Origin of the sequence: Legionella lytica, from assembly GCF_044626755.1 — a bacterium.
Classification (GTDB): Bacteria; Pseudomonadota; Gammaproteobacteria; order Legionellales; family Legionellaceae; genus Legionella; species Legionella lytica_A.
Genome location: NZ_JBGORX010000002.1, coordinates 61,912 through 81,086 on the forward strand (window position 1 = coordinate 61,912; position 19,175 = coordinate 81,086).

Genomic DNA, 19,175 nt, shown 5'->3' on the forward strand with positions numbered 1-19,175 from the left:
AACACGTATAAAATAATCAAAGAAAAGGTAGAAACTTATAATTTCAATTAAGAGCCTCTTTGACTGAAGCAAAGAGGCCAGAAGAAAATTACTCAGATGCTAATTCAATCGCAAAAGCTACTGCTAATTTACTGAAGTTAGTCATATGTTCTAAGCTCAAAAGTGCCATAGTATCTGAAGAGCTATGAATATAAGGGTTGTGATCATCGAAGTTTGATTCACATGGGAATGCGGCAGGAACGCCGATTTCAGTCCACGACGCGTGGTCACTGCAACCATAGCCACAACGAGAATAATCAACAGGAACCTTCACATAGGTATCAATTAGCTTCGCGACAAAATTGCTTAGACCTCTATCGGTGTAATCTGTAAATACCCACATGGTTGGATCTTTAGGATCAACGCGATAACCCGTCATATCAAATTGGATCGCCGCTTTAACGGGAATAGCATGCTCTTGGAAATGCTCGACCACATGTTGTGAACCAACCAAGCCCCGCTCTTCAGCGGCATACCAAATAATGTAAACAGGACGTTTAAAAGCCGTGTTAGATGATAATAGAACGCGCGCCATTTCCATGATACTGGAAGAGCCACTACCATCATCACCAGCACCAGGCATACGACCATCTAAAGTATCCATATGTGCACCAATAACAATACCTGGAGCCTTAATGTCTTTACCAATAACGGTCACTAAAGAAGGTTGTTTGTAGTAGCCTGTAGAAACAAAATAGGTTGCCACATCGGTACGACCATATTCCGTTGCCATTGCTTCAAATTTAGCTTTTAACCATTTTGCCGCCTCAACACCAGTGTCTTTGGTAGCAGAACGATTATGGTATGAAGTTAAATGAGCCAAAGTTTGCCAAATATTATCTGCAACCACGCTTTTCAAGGCCGCGTTTACTTCATCTTGATGCTTAATTTCATAGGTTGTTTTTTCTTTTAAGGGCGCATGTAACGCTTTCTTTGCTAAAACGCTTTTAGCGGCAAGCTGTTTTGCAGCCAGGGAATTACCTGCTACGCGCTGACTCACATTGACAAAACGACCACAATGTTCCTTATCGGCCAAATGACTGATTGACTCAACATCTGCACTGGGAACATCTATAATTCGAAACTGGTTGTTTTCTGCCAAAACATCATATGCAGTAGTTATTTTTGCAGCAAGGCATTGAGAAACTTGCAATTGCTCATGTACAGGAACACTAGCAGCAGAAACCTGAGCACCTGCCAACATTGAACCAGCAACAATAAAGCCCATCCATTGATTAAAACGCATATCCTCTCCTAATTAATGTTGAGTTCCAAAAACAAAAGAAACTACATGAGGTAAATCATGCTGTTTCACTTTACCTAAATTCATCTATTGAATCTACAGCTGCCTATACAAAAACCTTGATGAGGCCTGATTCTTCGAGCAATTACACGCTATTATGCCTTTTTTTTAATCTTTACGCTATTGATAATCATTCTCATTTGCGATAAAGTCCTATTCATGATCGCCAACAGGTTAAATGGTAAACAATGAATACAAAAAAAATCCCCTATAATCTCGCTCTTATCCTGCTCACCACCGGTGCTAGCTTAATTCTTGGCCTTTTAAGCTTTAGCGGCATGTTTGCCCTTATCCCCGTTTTGCCGTTTGCGATCGCCACATTCGTGCTCTCAGTAGCTTACGAAGCAGAAATTTATTTACAAAATATTCAAGGTGCCTTAGGTAAACTATTTAAATACAATTACTTGCAAAACCAACTCGCCAGAGAATTTTTGCTGGAGCACTTTCCCAAAGACATCAACCACCCCGATTGTCCCCCTTTTTTTGTAAATTATGCCGCCTTGCAGTTAAAGCTTAAAAAGGCTCCTAATAAAACAACGAAAAAGCAGATTAAGAAATTACTCAAGGAGATGGAGCAACAATTTGCACTGCAATTGTTTGCCGGCGCAGAAAACCTGTCTGTTGCGGATGATAAAAGTGGATTACAGGCTTGGTTAGATAAACAAAACGAACAAGTAAAAGCTGCGCAAGCTGAGCTCCAGAAGCGACGCCGCAATTTCCGAATTGTTGCTGCATTTAGCACCCTTTCTGCTTTATTTATGGGCCTAGGCAGTACCTATCTTATCATGGAAGCATTTAGTGCTATTCCCTGGATTGCGGTTATCCCTTTTGCTTACTGGCCATTAATGATTGTTCCGATGGCAGTGATTGCTGGGGCGGCTTATGGTTTGCTGACGTACAATACCGTTACTGATCTGATAAGTAATGACACCATCACCAATTGGTTTACACGAGTTCACTCTCATTTTAAAGAAGAAGGCTTTTCTGCACGTAACCTATTGATGGCATCGATGTCCCTAGTGCTCGCGGGCTTAGCAATCGCACTTACACTCTGTACGGCTGGAACCTGGTGGACTATCGCCACCAATGCCCGCCCATTATTCGACTGGATGGGTAAAATGCCCAAGTTTGTCATGGGGGGGATAAACCCGTTGATCACCGGACTTTCGGCACTGGGCTTTAATATTCAAAATACTGCTGAATCAATCGAAGAGTTAGATAAATCCATTTATGCGGAAGAGGTTGATGCAGCAACAAGCCTCTATGACTCCATAAAAGAAGCCTGGAATGGTTTGTGGGAAAATAAAAACTGGCTGCAGGTATGTAATCCATTCCGGATCTTTAAAGCACTAACCATTACCCCATTACGCATTATGCTATTCATAGGTCATTTAGTCAGTATCGCCTTAACCGCCGATCGGATGCCAGGAATTCCACAAATTTGGGCCGCATTAATTGCCTTTATTAGTGAAGGCTTTGAAGATGCACACTACTTCATTGGACGTGGGCATCGAACAAAGAACACGAGACAAGAAGAAGCTGAAGATATTAATGCCTTTACGCAAAGAATGCTCAAGAAACGATTCAGCGAACAAGGCGGACATAATCATGAGCTCGATATTCCGGCGAAAATCTTGTTTACACTGGCAATCCCGCTGGATATTTTAGTCTCTAAATGGGATGACCTGGCCGCGTGGCTAATCCCTGTAAATAGGGAGGTAGAGCAACAACCCATTGAAGTTGTAGCAGAAAATCCACAACCCGAGCTGAATCTCGAGCTATCTGAAAATTGGCGGGCAGAACATACAGTTGCCTTGATTGAAAAACACATCCAAAAACATTTAAATGCTGTGTGGGTCGGTGCTGATACGGCTGGGAAAAAAGAAACAGCGCTTAGAGTCTTGCAACAAGAAATACGTCGTACCGATGGTAAGGATTTAGATGGGCTCCTTACTTCAGCGAAAACCAACTCAGTATATAATCAACATCGCTTATTTGCGCAGAAGGATGAGAAAACGACTACGCAAATCTTTGTTGAGGAATTATCGCAGCGAGTAACATTGGCTGGTTAAAAAGTTCTTAATGGTGGTGGCAACAGTATTCTAGCTTTTCACTTCGTACTTATGGGCCGTGGCCACGACACGGTAATTCGGGAAGGATGATAACAATAAGGATATCTGAATCAAGTCGCCATAAATTGAAAGTGTTCCTCCTCAAAAATAGCCTAAAGCAGATTAACGCATGCTCGTTTACCCTCCGTAGCTGCAGAGAACCGAATCACCGCGGCGTGACCGCGGTATCCAGACTTGGCCTGTCTTCACTACGTCGAATGTCTACCATAGACAAATCGTCCGATATGTGAACATTCTTTCCCAAAAGGCAAAAAACGAACTAAGTCCTCACGTAATGAAATTAAAATCAATGCGTTAAGTTTTTACAATATCGATATCCACGCCTAAACTCCATGTCTAGTGGCAAAAATACGAATTACCTGCACTAAAAAAATCGCAAGAACTATTAAGAATATGATAAAGTACCTCGTAAATTAAGTGATGTTGGGGCTGTTCACACAATAAATAGCTCTTAGTGGAAATTCAGGCATCAAGAGAGACATAGATGAAGAAAAGTTTGATTAGGAATTCAAGGGCCTGGTTCGTCATGGGACATGATTTGGCCATGGCGCTATTTAGTTGGTTTATTGTTCATTCATTAATTTCAGGACAGCTTGATACATTTTCACTGACCCAATGGTTAAGCATTACTGTAGCCTTTGCTATTTCAATTAAATATTTTCGTGTTTATGCAGTGATTTGGAAAAATGCCTCCACCAAAGATGTAAAAAGGAGCATTTATACCGTATTAACGGGCTCGATTTTATTTTTCTTTCTAGAGTTTCTCAGTAATAGGCTTGCACTGATTTCACGCTCTGAAATTATTTTCTACCCCGAGTTAACCTTAATTCTGATCCTATCAAGCCGTTATTTTTATCGTCAATATTTACAATCCGCTTCCAAAAGCCGAACAGTAGGGACAGGCTTGATTGTCATTGGTTCGGGGGCTGGTGCAAATTTATTCCTGCGAGAAAATGATACTCGCTTAAATCCCTACAAAATTGTTGCCATACTCGATGATAACCCATTGCTGCATGGTACCTTAATGCAAAACTACCCCATTATAGGCTCCACTGACTTATTATTATCTCCCAAATTTATCCAAAGCTATCCAGCGGATGAACTCTTAATTGCGATTCCATCTTTACCCAAGGAACATTTACAAGACATCTATAAAAAATGTATTGCAACTGCTTACCCAGTAAAAATATTACCGTCTCTAATGAGAATCCTTGAAGGTTCGAGCCCTACAGAGCTAGAGCAAATTAAATTAGAAGACTTGTTAGGGCGCGAACAAATTGAATTAGCATGGAATGAAATTTCTACTGCTATTTATGGAAAAAGAGTAGTAGTTACCGGTGGTGGTGGCTCTATCGGCTCTGAGCTATGCCGGCAAATTGCCAAACTGAATCCCGAGAAATTAATCATTATTGAAAACTCTGAATTCAATCTCTATCAAATTGAACAAGAATTACGCCAAAGCTTTGACAATCTCCCTCTACATATTAGTCTTACTTCGGTGCTTGACAAGCATGCAATTAATCAGCTTTTTGAAAAATTTAAACCCCAAATCGTGTTTCATGCCGCAGCATATAAACATGTACCCATGCTGGAAGAGCAAGTACGTATCGCAGTCATGAATAACGTGCTGGGTACCCAAGCCATCGCCGAGGCCAGTGTGGATTTTAATGTGAATAAATTTATTCTGATTTCTACTGATAAGGCCGTTAACCCGACCAATATCATGGGCACCACCAAGCGTGTAGCAGAGATTTACTGTCAAAATCTAAATGGCCATTTCGCAACTCAATTTATCACTGTTCGCTTTGGGAATGTACTAGGCTCCGCGGGCAGTGTCGTACCACTATTCAAAAAGCAACTAAAAGAAGGCGGGCCGTTAACAGTTACGCATCCTGATATTACGCGCTATTTTATGACGATTCCGGAGGCATGTCAGCTCATATTGCAAGCAATGGTCAATGGCCATGGCGGGGAAGTATTTGTGCTGGATATGGGAGAACCGGTAAAAATTAACTATCTCGCAGAACAAATAATAAGGCTCGCTGGAAAAGAACCACACCGTGACATTCAAATTAAATATACGGGTCTACGTCCAGGTGAAAAACTGTATGAAGAGTTGTTTCATGAAACAGAACAATTACGCCCAACGATGCATGAAAAAATTCTGCAAGCAAAACATCGGGTTATGGACTGGCAACAATTAATACATACCTTTGATGCGATTGAACAGGCATGCCACACCATGAATGAGCGAGAATTACGCAAGTTATTAGTACACTTGGTACCTGAGTATTGTGAGAATGTCGAAGCTTTACCATCGGCTTAAGGAATGCCATTAACTGTATTTAGACACGGTTTACCGTCAGTCTCCACGATGAGTGGTAAAGAATAGAGCGTTGCTAATGAAAACCGGGTTGCCCGACAACCAGACCGTAGCAATTAATTTTAGGTTGTCAACGGATTATTCGATATCTAAATATTTTCTCGTTGGTCGAGATGAAATTATTCTAGACAACCTAAATAGCTCGGTGTAATCTACGCGATAATTGCGCAGCATGATGTAGGTTTGCTCGATTTTAAAGCCTTAACTAATTTTTTATCTATACATTTGTATACAAACTAGATCACCTGTATTATTCCACAGATTATGAAGGCATACGCCTCATGTTCTGCATAAAGATATATAAAAGGAAGATGATGTCTAATGACTTACAACCCCTGGTTTCTATTGTAATTCCAGCGTACAACAGTATGCCTTATTTGCAAGAAGCAATAGAAAGTGTCTTGGCTCAGGATTATCCCAATATTGAATTAATTGTTTTAGATGATGGCTCCACGGATAATACGCTTGAATTTTTGCAACGATATAAGGGTAAGTTTTATTACGACTCACATCCCAATATGGGGCAAGCCGAGACTCTTAATAAAGGGTGGGGAATGAGTCGTGGAAAAATAATTGGGTATTTAAGTGCGGATGACGTTTTAACAAAAGATGCCGTAAGTACCTCTGTAAAAGTTTTCCAAGAAAACTCTGATGTTATATTAACTTATCCTGATAACTTTTTTATTAATAGTAAATCAGAGTTTATTCGTAAACATACAGCACCCCAGTATGAATATTATGATTTTGTTATGCATGCAAAATGTAGGATTGGGGTCGGCTCATTTTTTTTAAAAACCGCATTCGACCAAATCGGTGGTTGGGAGAGTAAATACCGCTTAATGGCTGATTATGCCTACCAGCTCCGTTTAGCAAAATTGGGTGAGTTTAAATACATTCCCCAAGTATTAGGCTATTCGCGAGTGCACTCTCAAGCAATATCCTCCAGCAAAATGAGTTCTGAAACAGCTGATGAATTTGTAACCGTAATGAAAAAAGAACTGCAGGCAAGTACGGACAAAAAGCTGCTTAATTTAAAAGATAAGATATTAAGCCGCTCCTATTTGTTTTCTGCTCGAACTCATTTAGAGTCAGGCCGTTATAAAACCGCATTGCGATACTTGAGCACTACAGTTCAGCTTGACCCTAGCCAGATTTTTAAACAAAATTTTTATCGAACTATCTTAAATTTTTTTGTCAAAAAGATTTATATCAAAATTTACCCGAGGTAATAAATGGAAATAAAAATACTAAGTCTTAAATTCGGGATTGCTTCTGTCTTATTTTTATTTCTTTTCTCCCTATTGGGATTAAATCTTTATCAGGGGGCTTCTTTTTATTACTTTATTTTTGACGTCTCTTGGTTAGCAGTATTATTTTGTGCATTTTGTTTTTCTCAAAGTTACGTTATTTTTTATACCCAGCTTATGTTATTTTTGGGATTTTGGGCGAAGTTCATGGCTCATCTTATTTTCGGAGTCTTTTTCATCGAGCCGACAGGTTATTGGACGCATAAATTTGAAACCCCTGCAGCATGGGATCATGTCTTGCTAATATCGAGTTTAGCCGCCTGTGGAATATTGGCAGCTAACCTGTTATTTTACCTATGTACTAAGAAAAAATCTCACAAAAACATCAATACGGATGTGCCTCAATGGTATAACAAGCATAGCGACTTCATTTGGTATGCTCTGCTATTCGTGGGCATCACAACAAATACACTAAATATCTTTTATCATATTTCTACTGCAGGCCTACGCCCCCAAGTAATATTGCCATTTCATCTAAATGCAATATTAATTTGGTTAATGGTTATTGCCATTCCTTTGTCTATGGCTATATTTCTAGGATGGGAGCAAAATCCAAGGCAAGGAAAACAACGCTTTTATTGTATCTGTTTCATGGCATTTTTTACCTCATTATCTATCTTAAGCCGAGCAACTTATCTTTTTTGGACTCTTCCATACATATTGCTCCTCTTCTCCAAGTTTAACTTTTCTTTTAAAAAACTCGCTTTGTGGGAAAATAGAAACATAATTATTACTTATTTGACGCTTTTTGCATTATCAATTGTTCTTGTTAATATTATTCGCATTAACCATTATTCCACTCTTACTATAGAAGAGCGTTCCTCTGGATACGCGTTAACAGGTGGGCCTATTTCTGCCGGAAAAGGCTCATCAATACATGGAGAAAAGTTTAGCCAGTTGGCAAAACTTTTTGTAGGCAGATGGGTCGGCTTAGAAGCGGTAATGGCGACTACCGCATACCCACAATCCAGTTGGGTTTTTTTTAAAGAAAGCATCATAAAAAAACCTTCTGTAGGTGACATAGGTATCTTTACGCAAACAGTCTTAAAACCTAATAAATATCATAATAATCACAAAACCATGTTTTCATCATTACCCGGGCTCATTGCCATATTAAATTATGCTAATTCACCAGCCTTAATCTTTTGGGGGATGCTAAGCATTTGTTTCTTATTATGCTGTCTCGAACGAATGGTTTTTTTTATAATAAGAAATAAGTTCTTGTTATCACAACAAGGACTCATATTAGGCTATTGGTGCGTTTCAGGTTTAAATATTCCCTATTTAGGATTTATTAATTTACTAGAATGTATTTTTGTTTCTTTATCTATATGTTTGATTGGCCCTCTTTATGATTGGATTACGAAATTTTCTCTAAAAAAATCATCGCCTTATTCAATATGATACCTATGAAAAAAAATAGCGAAAGCAAGGAAGCTACAATAGTTAATGCTACCGCACTTGTTTCTGGAGGCGCTTTATCTATTCTGCATCAGTTTTTATCTCGTGTTCGCGATGAGGAGACTTATTATGTTTTTATTCCCTCCTCTTTAAACATTCCTTGGGAAAAAAAGAATGTTTATTTCATTAAAAAGGAAATAAATTCCGTTGCCAAAAGGATTTTGTGGGACAGTTGGGGATTAAAGCGATGGTTAAAGAAAAACCAGATCAAAGCCAAGGCTTCCCTCTCACTGCAAAACACATCTTTCGCCAGCTCTAAAACAATACCTAAACTTATTTATTTACACCAAGGTTTATCTTTGCATCCGCAAAAATGGTCTTTTTTAAAACGTAGCGAAAGACGTCTTGCGTTTTATAAGTACGTTTATCCCTTATTTATTTTTTTACATATAGACCCCAAAACAAAGTTTGTGGTGCAAACGCAATGGATGAAACGCGCTCTATGTGCCTACTTCAAACAGAAAGATGAAAATGTCTGGGTGATAAAACCTGATATTTTAAGAAGAGATATTAACAGCATTACAACCCTGGCGCTTCCATACCAATATACCTTGTTCTATCCCGCAACGAATGTGCCCTTTAAGAATCATGAAGAACTCATTTATGCGTTATACGAACTCAAGAAAAAAGATGCGGCGCTGTCAATTGGATTATATTTAACCATCGCCTTAGAGGAAAATAAAAAGCTAACGGAGCTCATTGAAAAATTAGGCCTACAAAAAAATGTCCATTTTTTAGGGACGTTAAGCTATGATCAAGTATTAACCTATTATAAATCATGTAGCACTGTAGTTTTTCCTAGTTATATTGAGAGCTTTGGCTTACCTTTAGTGGAGGCCGCGATGTTTGGAAAGCCATTAGTTGCTATTGATGAAGACTATGCTCGAGAGGTAATTTCCTGTTATCCAGGTGCCCTCTTTGCTCCACGAAACTCAGCAAAGCAATGGATGGATGCGATAGAAAAATCGTTTTCTTATACCAATATCGAGCCATATTCCCCAAATTATGAAACCAGCTGGGACAACTTATTCACCTTACTGCATGAAAAATAATTTAGCAGCTCTTGTCAGGCTATTAACTTAAAAGGAATCCCTCACTTCTCTTAAGTTGATGCCATAAGTAGAGCGTTATGTTGACTTATACAGATGGATCAATAGCTGCCTTACTGCGCGTAACACCCTTTTTATACCTAAGCAAAAATCGCTCCCCCAAGGCCATTCCAGGTTTCTCAATGTATTTCCAAGAAAAATGCGCTAATACAATAATCATCGCTATGATGGCGAGAACCAATACATTGTTTCCCACTATTGAATGAGTTGTTATATAACGAATAAGTTCACCAGTCTGGGGCTCATTTAACATAGGAGCAAAATCATAGTGACTTAATTTTGAGAACAGGATAGCGAAGCTTATTACAAGAAAGATCATTGCGAAATGAATCATATAAATGGAATAAGATAATTTTCCTAACCTTATAAAAAACGAATGTTTTAACAATGAAGAGAAATGTCCCTGCTCTAAAGAAAAAATGAGAATGACAATACAAAACCAAAGACTGGCAATTACCCCTTGATGTTTGAAGTTCCCATTTAAAATAAGGAAAATCATGAAAAGACTTAATCCTTCAAGCACTGTCATCATTGGTTTTGGTAAAGCGACGTTTAATATTTTTTGGTATATATAATAAGCGAGTATGCCCGCAAAAAAACAAGAGAAGACGCGGAGGATATTGTTATTAAGAACATCTAAACCCATCGCTAATGCGAAAAACGCAAAGCCAGAAATAATCGCAAAAAGAGAGAGGCTCAACTTACGATTCAAAATTAATATCGCAGCAAAAAGCATATAAACGTACAGCTCTGCACTAATGCTCCATGAAGGGCCATTAAATGACAATGGATCAGTGGAATTAAGCCAAGATTGTAATAATAAAAGATTGGGAATGATTTCTTTCAATGCATTTCTTCCAGAAAAAGCATTGCCATTGAAGTTAAGCCCTTTCATTTCTGCTAGCAACTTACCACCTTCAAAAAGGATAAAGACCGCAAACATAACAAAGTGTAATGGATAAAGACGAAAGATTCTTTTGACGATAAACGGATTAAAATCATGGTAATTAGCTAGCGCGTTTCTATACGTATGAAACAAAACAAATCCACTTAAAACAAAGAAAAACTCTACAAATAAATGAGCGTTTCTAAAAAAACCAAGCTCAGTAGCACTATAAGGAACGTGTAAGTGAAAAAGCACTACAGACAACGCGCATAAACCTCTGAAGCTATCAAGCACAATGAAACGATTTGCCTTTAACATTAAAAGTTGACCTTCAAACGAATGGGGCTTAATTAATTGTTCTGTCATTATGCCCAATGAGTAGTGCCTAGAGTTTATAACAACTAGTCATATTTGAAAATCGAAGAATAAATAATATTGCAGAGTTCACTACATCGATAAAATTAGATATTCAATTTGAAAAAATATTATTTTTTAATCACTTAAATAATTGAATGCAAATAAAATGAACAGCCTCATGTTTTAATATTGTGATCGTCAGCAAAATCCTTTACCATCACCGCAAATGAACAAGTTTTTTTCATCAGAGAATACGGAAGTGTTTAGATGAGATTTATTTACCCACATCAAAGAACAAAGTGAAAATTTTAGTTGTCTCACAATATTTTTGGCCAGAAACATTCATTATTAATGATTTAGTGCAATGCCTTGCTGCTCAAGGACATCAAATAGAGGTTGTTACTGGTAAACCTAATTACCCCGAAGGCACTATTTTTGAAGGATATTCCGCTTCAGGCTGTAGCACAGAGTACTTTTCGGAGATTCCAGTTCACCGAGCTCCGCTTTTACCAAGAGGTAAAGGGGGTAAGAAATTATTATTAAATTATCTTTCATTCATATTAAGTGGCCTCTTCTATTTCCCCCGCTTTGTAAAGAAGAAGAAGTTTGACGCTATTTTTGTATTTGTGCCCTCTCCAATTACCTCCGTAATTCCTGCTATCTATTTAAAATGGCGTTTACGGGCACATCTTGCTGTATGGGTGCAAGATCTTTGGCCTGAAAGCGTGCAGGCAACCGGATTTATTCAAAATAAGCATATATTAAAGCTGATAGGATACATGGTAAAAAAAATTTATGCCGCCTCAGATACTTTATTAGTGCAATCTCAAAAATTCCCGGAAGTAATGGAAAAATACACCTCCTTGGAAAAGGTTATCTACTATCCTAATTTATTTTTAGAGCGCCCAGAAGCACTATCTATGTCAGCTAAAGATATGCCTGCTGATTTATTGTCCGAGTTAGAATCCAATGTCTGCTTTGTTTTTGCAGGGAATTTAGGCACGGCTCAGGCACTAGAAACCATTCTTAATGCCGCCGAGCAGGTAGCGCATTTACCACAATGTAAAATTATGTTGATTGGCAAGGGCAGCATGCATGATTGGTTGCATCAGCAAATAGCCCAAAGAAAAATTAAAAATATATCCCTTCCTGGCCGCTTCCCCGCATCGATGATGCCGGTTATTTATTCTCGGGCAGCAGCTCTGTTGGTAACACTAAAAAAAGATGAAATCTTTTCTTACACAATACCCAGTAAAGTCCAAGCTTATTTAGCCGCAGGCCGTCCTATTTTGGCGGCATTAAATGGAGAGGGCGCGAGAGTCGTCGAAAATGCCCAAGCCGGACTAGTTTCTTCCGCAGAGGATGCCACTGCGCTAGCTAAGAACATAGAAAAATTATATCATATGCCTGCCGCCGAGCGTGAAAAATTGGGCCAAGCAGGGAGAGCATACTTTCTTGAACATTTTGAAATGACCAAACAAAGTCATCGACTTATTGAAATTCTTAATAATAAAATTAAAGAGGTAAACTAATGTGAAAATTCTGGTTTTAGGTGTAACCGGTATGCTGGGAAGTGCAGTGTTTCATACTTTTAACCAGCAGCAGAATAATTTTACAGTTTGGGGGACGTTAAGGAGTAGGGAAAATCTTAAGTATTTCCCAAGTTCTTACCATTCTAATTTAATCTCTGATATCGATGTACTTGATTTTGATGTGTTATGTAAAGTATTTGCCCAGATTAAACCGGATGTTGTTATCAACTGTATTGGCTTGATTAAGCAATTATCAAACGCGAAAGACCCTTTATCTGCCTTACCCATCAATGCCATGTTCCCACACCGACTCGCCCACTTGTGCGGTCTATCTGAAGCTCGCTTGATTCACGTGAGTACGGATTGTGTTTTTTCAGGGGACAAAGGCTTTTATACTGAAAAGGATAAGTCAGATGCAGAAGACTTATATGGTAAATCAAAATTTATTGGCGAACTTACCGAGTTTCCTCATGCAATTACCATTCGTACCTCAATAATAGGTCATGAGCTCAATAGTAAAACAGCTTTGGTTGAATGGTTTCTTTCCCAGAAAAATACCACTAAAGGCTATGTAAATGCTATATTCTCAGGCTTGCCCACTTTTGAATTAGCACGGGTGATGCGTGACTATGTTATTCCTAAACCCGAGCTTTCTGGTCTTTATCATGTTGTTGCCAATCCAATTAATAAATATGAATTGATTTCATTAATTGCTGAAATCTATAGGAAAGAAATAAATATTGTAGCTGATGAAGAAGTTAAAATTGATCGCTCTCTAAATGGAGAACGATTTAAAGAGGCGACAGGTTATGTTGCTCCGGCTTGGCCCGAATTGGTTACCTTAATGTATGAATCAAAGAATTTGATATGGAGTTAATTTAGAATGTTCAACGATAAGACCCTTCTCATTACTGGTGGAACTGGCTCCTTCGGGCATGCCGTTTTAAAACGTTTTTTAAAATCGAACATACGTGAGATACGCATTTTTAGCCGCGATGAAAAAAAGCAAGAAGATATGCGTAATGAACTAAAAAATGACAAAATAAAGTTTTATATTGGTGATGTACGGGATTATTCAGCAATCGCTGAAGCGATGATTGGCGTAGATTATGTTTTTCATGCAGCAGCCTTAAAACAAGTTCCCTCCTGTGAGTTTTATCCTATGGAAGCAGTACGTACCAACGTTCTAGGTACCGATAATGTTTTATCCGCAGGCATTGCTGCCGGAGTGCAAAAAATAGTGGTATTAAGCACAGACAAAGCGGTTTACCCAATTAATGCGATGGGTATTTCCAAAGCTATGGCAGAAAAAATTGTGGTCGCCAAGTCACGTGTTGTTACCAATAATGGCCCTATTATTTGTGCAACCCGTTATGGAAATGTGATGGCATCAAGAGGTTCGGTTATTCCTCTGTTTGTGGATCAAATAAAAGCAAAGAAAGCCTTAACGATGACCGACCCTAAAATGACCCGCTTTTTAATGTCATTAGAAGATTCTGTTGATTTGGTATTGCATGCTTTTGATCATGCAAATCAAGGCGATATTTTTGTGCAAAAAGCCCCTGCCTCAACCATTGCTGATTTAACACAAGCCTTAATTGAACTCTTTAAAAGTGATAGTGAGGTTAAAGTTATTGGCACTCGTCACGGAGAGAAACTGTATGAGTCACTAATCTCTCGAGAGGAAATGGCTAAAGCAGAAGATATGGGACGATATTATCGCATTCAAGCGGACAATAGAGACCTAAATTATAATAAATTTTTTGTGGAGGGTGAGGAGCATATTTCCGATTTTGAGGATTATACCTCTCATAACACTCAGCAACTTACTGTACCTGAGATAAAAGATATGCTGCTAAAATTAGATTTTATCCAAAATGCCTTGGATAATGCTCCCACAGAACTGTACTAAGCCATCCAGCTAACGTATTTAGGTTGGGCCTATGCGCTTAACCTAGCCCCCTCCAAAACGCCATATTGAGCATAATCGCACAAGCGAACAGACTTAATTGATTACTAATTTATAATTTTTACTTTCTTGCTTAAAATAAAAAACCGCCACTACTGTCATAAGTAGCCAATAGATAAAATAGGTTAAAGCAAACGCATAGGTTACCCCAATTAATCCATAATTCCTCGCAAATGAATAACTCAGCCCAACAAAAACCGCACTTAAAATAATTTCCGTTATAATATAGATTTTCGTCCAAGCCTTTGCCAAAAGCAAATAGGTAAATAACCAACTGGCTACTCGAAAAAAATCACCTAGAAGCTGGTAAGAAAACAACTCCGTGGCGGGAGCAAAGGTTTTGCTGTAAAGCAGATTAATAATAAGTCCGCGAAAAAAGTAAATGCACAAAAACATGAAGGCAATAAGGGGCATAAGGGTTCTAAAAGTACTGCTTATCTCTTGCTTTAGTGCTATCGGGGCCTGTAACTCAGATAAGCGAGGTAAATAATACGTAGTTAGTGCCGCAGTGACAAACAATAAATAAGCATCTGATAAACGTATTACTGCTTGCCAATAACCGACGCTATCCCAACCAAATAGAGAGTTTAAGTCATTACGAACGATGATTTGCGCAAGGGGGACGGTTAAGGTGCTTACGCTACTCATAAATGAATAACGCAATAAATTATGGAGGTATTTTTTTTCAATTTTAAAAGAAAATAAGAAGCGAAACCAATCCTTACCATAAACAAACAGTAAAGAAATACCAATAGCCGAGGCTTGAGCAACTACAAACGCAAATAAAATACTTTTTAACGGATACAACAGTGCAACACCACAGACGATGAGAAAACTAAGTACACTGCTGATAATTGTAACCGTTATAAGCAATCGTATTTGAGCAAAGCCATTTAAAATAGAGCATAGCAGTAAATGCATGGCAATAAATAATTGCGCGACTGCCATCCAGCGCATCAAATAAGCAAATTCCGTAGAGCCTAAAATCCATTCAGATAACTTGTGACTGAATATTAGGCCGAGCAACATCGTGGCCAGAGAGAAAAACAAGGTGTAGAGCGTTGCCGTTGGTAAAAAGCTTCGCAGTTCTTCGGTCTTGGCATATTCAGCGACGTACTTAATAACACCCAAAGCAATGCCTCCACCGGCGATGGTAGCAAAAATATTGGCCAATGCCATAAATTGCCCTAAGATCGCCACCCCTTCGGGGCCTGTATGCATTGCTATTATTTTTAAGCTCAAGATTCCTGTTAAAATTTTAACAAGTGTTGATAAGCCTGAGAAAAATGATATCTTTAATAATTTATTATGAATTTTCATTAAGCGTGTAACTTTCTAAGCGTGGGACTTTCAACAACCTGCCATTTGAAACCGAGTTTCACTTGTTGTTTATCCACGACTGATTTAATTTTAGGCTATTATAAGAAGCAACAAGGATTCTTGCCATCATATTTTTTATAAAATGTATGTTGATGTGAAAAAAACTTAGGTTTTAAACATTTTTGTGCCGCCCCAAAGGTATTATGCCTCCCCCTTAAGAGCTAGACCAAAGCATTACCCGTTTTTGGATAGCCTACTCCAATTTATTTGCATCTCTTAGATGGTTATTTTTTAATAATTGCAGCCAAGAAGTAAATCTCTCCCAAGCAATACTAAATTGCTGTACAAATCTCGACTGCATAGCTGGCAGCTCGATAAATTTGTAGGTAAACGAGGCAAAAGGAATCAGCAAGGCAATAATAAGGAAACAGACTAAAAATTTCATAAAAATAGGGGCTTGCTGCACATGCGGCCCGAGGGTTTTATCAACTAATCTTAATACCAAATATTGCATTAAATAAACACTGTAACTAATTTTCCCCAACGCAACCAAAGGCTTTAAAGTTAATAATCTAGGCTTCGCCAAGACAATGCATAGGAAGAGCATGCTGGTTAAAATGAAATGTTTTAAATTATAAACATCCTTAGTGAAAACAGACAGAATGAGTAAAGGAATAATTAAATAAGAAAAAAACTTGGAAAAGCGTAACTCGGCTAATTTAGGATAATAATGTCCTATTAAGGCCGCCATAACTCCACCGATAAAAAAAGGCCAAACAACTTTTGCGGTAGGGTAACTGTAGAAATCCCGTAAAGCCAAAATAATGACCAGGCTTAGAAGAGCAAGCTTTCGCTTAGTAGAGTTCAATGAAAGATAATAGATCAGCGGCAGAATAAGATAAAACCGCCACTCATAGCTTAATGACCAGGCAACACCGATTAATTCTAAGGCATTATATTTTTGAAAAACTAACAACTCATAATTGGGAGGATACAGATCGGTATTATTACCAATAAAACCGAAACTGAGCACGTTAATGCAACGCGTCAAGATATCCACATAGCTTAATATTGGGGTTTCCATAAAGCGCAAACTTAATGAGATCGCACAGACAGATAAAAACAAATAAAGAGGGACTATGCGACGAATTCGCTTTTGATAAAAGCTTTGAAAATCCAGTGTTCCCTGGAGGGCTTTTCTAATAAATAAATAGGCGGTTAGGGCAAAAAACACTTGCACCCCAAGACCACCAATTCGATTACCGGTGACAGGTGGTCCTGCTATGTGTAAATAAGCTAAAAGGATTTGATTCAGATGGCAGCCAACTACTGCCAAGGCAGCGATACCTCTTAAGCCTTCTAAATAGTGTTCATTATTATTGGTGGTTTGGATATTAAAAAATGGCTTCCAGATGAGCATAGATAAAAACGCAATAACAAAAAAAACAACGAAGAAAAATACCTGCACTACAATATGGAGCATAAATTATCCGCAATAAAAAATTTGCATAAAAAGTCGGTTGAAGCAAAAACTGTCATTGCCTCAAACCTCCAATTAAGAATCTATTTTTTATTTAAAATTAGAAAATTAATTATGCAATACCTAATAGGCATTAGCTAGAAATATTTTACCAGCAAGTGCATAGAAAAATTCTAATGGCTGTGTTATAAACCAGGACTTATGCTTTATGTTACATTCTACTAACGTAGATATGTTTTGGATTTAAAGCCCTCTTTAGTAGTGAATCCTTATAAATCAGATGAGTTTAGAATGTTAAGTACCCTTCAAAAAAACTGGCGCTATCTGTTTCTTGTTCCCTTTTTTTTTATGGCCTTGCTTACCGCATTTTTAGCCGAAAATAGCATCGACCAATTTAGTTCTGAAGCCTTAACGACCTCCCTAATTTTAATAGCTTTAGGCCTAATTCCTGGCGTTGTTATGGTGTTTTCGAACCAATACGTCAGAATCCTATTAACCACGGTTCTGCTCATGTTCTTCATTATAAGTCAGATTAAAACCTTCCCCTTACTACCCTTTGGATTAAAATATCGTTACCTTGCAGCCTCAGCTGCTTTTATCATTGCAGGGTTGTTGTATTTGTGCCGCAACTATTTAGACAAACTATTATTTGTTTTTTTTGGAACACTGTGGCTAGGGAGTCTTTTCATCCCTAAGCACCCTCTTCTAACAGTAGAACAATTCCAGCAGGAAAAAGGTGCAAAGAATGCAAATCTACCACCTTATATAGAAATTGTTTTAGATGAGCACATAGGTCTTGAAGGAATATCCGAAGAAAATAACCGTCTTGCTGACTCTTTAAGAGATAAATACCTTAATTTAGGATTTAAAGTTTACGGTAAAACCTACAGTCGCGATTTTCGTTCTATAGCCTCATTTGCAAGTTTTTTAAATTTTAAACCCATTGATGATTTGCAGCCTCTTATTTTACATGATTATAAAAAAGACAAACATTCCCTTACAAAAAATGCTCTCTTTGAAGAGTTATCGAAACAAGGATATTCTATTCATGTACTCCAAAGCTCTTATTTAGACTTATGTACAAAAAAAGAAAACTTCAATTTAGCCGAATGCATTACTTACAAGCATACAGCCCCAATACCCGGGAACCCCTCGCTTAGTAATCAAGAGAGAGCAATAGGATTATTAGAACAAATATTTAAAAAATTACATCTTGATTTTACACGAATCGAACATTCTACCATTTGGACTAAACTTAATTTACCTCAATTAGAAACACAAATTATATTAGCCCCCTCAACTGCCGCGTTCCAAGCTTTTGATAAGGTGTTGGAGCTTGCTAAAAAAGTAGAAAAAAATAATGCCTACTTTATTCATCTCCTTTTACCCCATGATCCCTACGTGTTTAATAAAGATTGTCAATATCGGGGCCAAGCTGAGAATAAAATCAGCGCTTATTTCGAGCAAGTAAGTTGTAGCCATTTTTTAGTTGATAAGTTCTTAGATGTGCTAGCAAAAAATCCATCTGCTGCAGACAGTACCATCATAATTCACGGAGACCATGGTTCTAGAATTGAAGAGCCCGATATTCGGCTAAACTATGTTTTTACCCCTGAGAATATTATTAAAAACTACAGTGCTTTTTTTATAATTCGCAGCCCCACGGATACACCCGTTTATGATTTATCACAAATATCCTTAGATCAATTATTGAAAGATATTGTTTTTAAAACGCCATCAAACTCTGCTAATGACCAACAGCGGACAATTTATATTCGTAGTGGTAAAGATTTTGATTTAGGAAAATACTCAATGCCTAACTTCCTAAAAGGTAAAGTAGTTGCTGATAGCTAACTAGAAAGTACTGGCTACAGATAAAACGCCATCCCGAATATAG

General features: G+C 38.0%; 13 protein-coding genes. 9 read left to right on the forward strand and 4 right to left on the reverse strand.

Translation table 11 applies throughout. From position 1 onward, the window contains the following. Positions 1-88: 88 nt before the first annotated feature. Positions 89-1,285, reverse strand: a complete 1,197-nt coding sequence (lapA, locus tag ACD661_RS07775; RefSeq protein WP_400187297.1) for an aminopeptidase LapA — start codon at positions 1,283-1,285, stop codon at positions 89-91. A 245-nt stretch (positions 1,286-1,530) separates the two neighbouring features. Here lapA and ACD661_RS07780 point away from each other — a divergent pair, with 245 nt between their 5' ends. From ACD661_RS07780 to ACD661_RS07800, 5 genes are all read left to right on the forward strand, one after another. Beyond that, positions 1,531-3,414 carry a hypothetical protein gene (locus ACD661_RS07780; RefSeq protein ID WP_400187298.1) on the forward strand — a complete coding sequence of 628 codons (1,884 nt, stop codon included), beginning with the start codon at positions 1,531-1,533 and terminating at the stop codon, positions 3,412-3,414. A gap of 586 nt (positions 3,415-4,000) precedes the next feature. Continuing rightward, entirely contained in the window at positions 4,001-5,800 is a 1,800-nt protein-coding gene (locus ACD661_RS07785; RefSeq protein WP_400187299.1) for a polysaccharide biosynthesis protein, read from the forward strand. A 371-nt stretch (positions 5,801-6,171) separates the two neighbouring features. Further along, a complete protein-coding gene (locus ACD661_RS07790; RefSeq protein ID WP_400187300.1) occupies positions 6,172-7,086 on the forward strand; it encodes a glycosyltransferase in 915 nt (304 codons plus the stop codon). Between the two features lie 3 nt (positions 7,087-7,089). Further along, positions 7,090-8,568, forward strand: coding sequence for a hypothetical protein (locus tag ACD661_RS07795; RefSeq protein ID WP_400187301.1), 1,479 nt, complete (start codon positions 7,090-7,092; stop codon positions 8,566-8,568). Positions 8,569-8,573: 5 nt separating this feature from the next. Then, positions 8,574-9,677: a glycosyltransferase gene (locus ACD661_RS07800; RefSeq protein WP_400187302.1), complete on the forward strand. Its 1,104-nt coding sequence runs from the start codon at positions 8,574-8,576 to the stop codon at positions 9,675-9,677. A gap of 85 nt (positions 9,678-9,762) precedes the next feature. On the opposite strand, the gene ACD661_RS07805 is transcribed toward ACD661_RS07800, so the two are convergent. Continuing rightward, positions 9,763-10,986 carry an acyltransferase family protein gene (locus ACD661_RS07805; protein ID WP_400187303.1) on the reverse strand — a complete coding sequence of 408 codons (1,224 nt, stop codon included), beginning with the start codon at positions 10,984-10,986 and terminating at the stop codon, positions 9,763-9,765. Positions 10,987-11,276: 290 nt separating this feature from the next. Between ACD661_RS07805 and ACD661_RS07810 the strand changes: the two genes are divergently transcribed. Genes ACD661_RS07810 through ACD661_RS07820 form a run of 3 tightly spaced genes read left to right on the forward strand, consistent with a single transcriptional unit; the run spans position 11,277 to position 14,421 of the window. Then, the gene (locus ACD661_RS07810) at positions 11,277-12,509 is read left to right on the forward strand and encodes a glycosyltransferase family 4 protein (RefSeq protein WP_400187304.1); all 1,233 of its coding nucleotides are present in this window, start codon (positions 11,277-11,279) and stop codon (positions 12,507-12,509) included. 1 nt (position 12,510) lies between these two features. Then, on the forward strand, positions 12,511-13,386 hold the full coding sequence (locus ACD661_RS07815) for a dTDP-4-dehydrorhamnose reductase family protein (RefSeq protein ID WP_400187305.1): 876 nt from the start codon (positions 12,511-12,513) through the stop codon (positions 13,384-13,386). A gap of 6 nt (positions 13,387-13,392) precedes the next feature. Then, a complete protein-coding gene (locus ACD661_RS07820; RefSeq protein ID WP_400187306.1) occupies positions 13,393-14,421 on the forward strand; it encodes an SDR family NAD(P)-dependent oxidoreductase in 1,029 nt (342 codons plus the stop codon). Positions 14,422-14,514: 93 nt separating this feature from the next. Here ACD661_RS07820 and ACD661_RS07825 read toward each other — a convergent pair whose 3' ends face one another. Then, positions 14,515-15,798, reverse strand: coding sequence for an O-antigen translocase (locus tag ACD661_RS07825; protein ID WP_400187307.1), 1,284 nt, complete (start codon positions 15,796-15,798; stop codon positions 14,515-14,517). 253 nt (positions 15,799-16,051) lie between these two features. Next, the gene (locus ACD661_RS07830) at positions 16,052-17,281 is read right to left on the reverse strand and encodes an acyltransferase family protein (protein ID WP_400187308.1); all 1,230 of its coding nucleotides are present in this window, start codon (positions 17,279-17,281) and stop codon (positions 16,052-16,054) included. A 288-nt stretch (positions 17,282-17,569) separates the two neighbouring features. Between ACD661_RS07830 and ACD661_RS07835 the strand changes: the two genes are divergently transcribed. Then, complete coding sequence (locus ACD661_RS07835) at positions 17,570-19,132, forward strand: sulfatase-like hydrolase/transferase (protein WP_400187309.1); 1,563 nt, start codon at positions 17,570-17,572, stop codon at positions 19,130-19,132. Positions 19,133-19,175: the final 43 nt, after the last annotated feature.

Coding starts and splice junctions, on each gene's coding strand:
- lapA (WP_400187297.1), bottom strand. CDS start 1,285: ATGCGTTTTAATCAATGGATGGGCTTTATTGTTGCTGGTTCAATGTTG.
- ACD661_RS07780 (WP_400187298.1), top strand. CDS start 1,531: ATGAATACAAAAAAAATCCCCTATAATCTCGCTCTTATCCTGCTCACC.
- ACD661_RS07785 (WP_400187299.1), top strand. CDS start 4,001: ATGGGACATGATTTGGCCATGGCGCTATTTAGTTGGTTTATTGTTCAT.
- ACD661_RS07790 (WP_400187300.1), top strand. CDS start 6,172: ATGTCTAATGACTTACAACCCCTGGTTTCTATTGTAATTCCAGCGTAC.
- ACD661_RS07795 (WP_400187301.1), top strand. CDS start 7,090: ATGGAAATAAAAATACTAAGTCTTAAATTCGGGATTGCTTCTGTCTTA.
- ACD661_RS07800 (WP_400187302.1), top strand. CDS start 8,574: ATGAAAAAAAATAGCGAAAGCAAGGAAGCTACAATAGTTAATGCTACC.
- ACD661_RS07805 (WP_400187303.1), bottom strand. CDS start 10,986: ATGACAGAACAATTAATTAAGCCCCATTCGTTTGAAGGTCAACTTTTA.
- ACD661_RS07820 (WP_400187306.1), top strand. CDS start 13,393: ATGTTCAACGATAAGACCCTTCTCATTACTGGTGGAACTGGCTCCTTC.
- ACD661_RS07825 (WP_400187307.1), bottom strand. CDS start 15,798: ATGAAAATTCATAATAAATTATTAAAGATATCATTTTTCTCAGGCTTA.
- ACD661_RS07830 (WP_400187308.1), bottom strand. CDS start 17,281: ATGCTCCATATTGTAGTGCAGGTATTTTTCTTCGTTGTTTTTTTTGTT.
- ACD661_RS07835 (WP_400187309.1), top strand. CDS start 17,570: ATGTTAAGTACCCTTCAAAAAAACTGGCGCTATCTGTTTCTTGTTCCC.